The organism is Shigella sp. FJ200513, assembly GCF_040495915.1.
Lineage (GTDB): Bacteria > Pseudomonadota > Gammaproteobacteria > Enterobacterales > Enterobacteriaceae > ECMA0423.
The window spans coordinates 1-304 of sequence record NZ_JBDYCV010000314.1 but is presented as its reverse complement, the minus strand read 5'-3'; the positions used below and the strand labels follow the sequence as shown (position 1 = coordinate 304).

At 43.4% G+C, this 304-nt stretch carries 1 pseudogene; it reads right to left on the bottom strand.

Going from position 1 to position 304, the window contains the following annotated elements:
- Positions 1 to 257: pseudogene (locus ABZJ92_RS22415) on the bottom strand (phage tail protein); the annotation flags it as partial.
- Between the last annotated feature and the right edge of the window lie 47 nt (positions 258 to 304).

The window sequence follows — 304 nt, the reverse complement described above, 5'->3', positions numbered from 1 at the left end:
ATTACCTGTCCGTTAACAGTGAACACTATGCTGTTATCCGGGTTTCTCTGGCTGAAAAAATGCCAGCCTGAATCATCACCAAGCTCTGCAACAACAGGCCTGGATGGATTACCCCACAAATAAAACGCTGCATTTTTCGTGGAGTTGTTGGCGCTGGATAACGTGAATTTTCTGGCAGTTCCGGCCTGAATATTCTTAAAAGCAATAGCCACTCCATTCTGAAAGCGGATAGACTGGCCCCCTGAATCTCCAGACAACCAGTATCACTTATTTAAGTGATAGTCTTAATACTAGTTTTTAGACT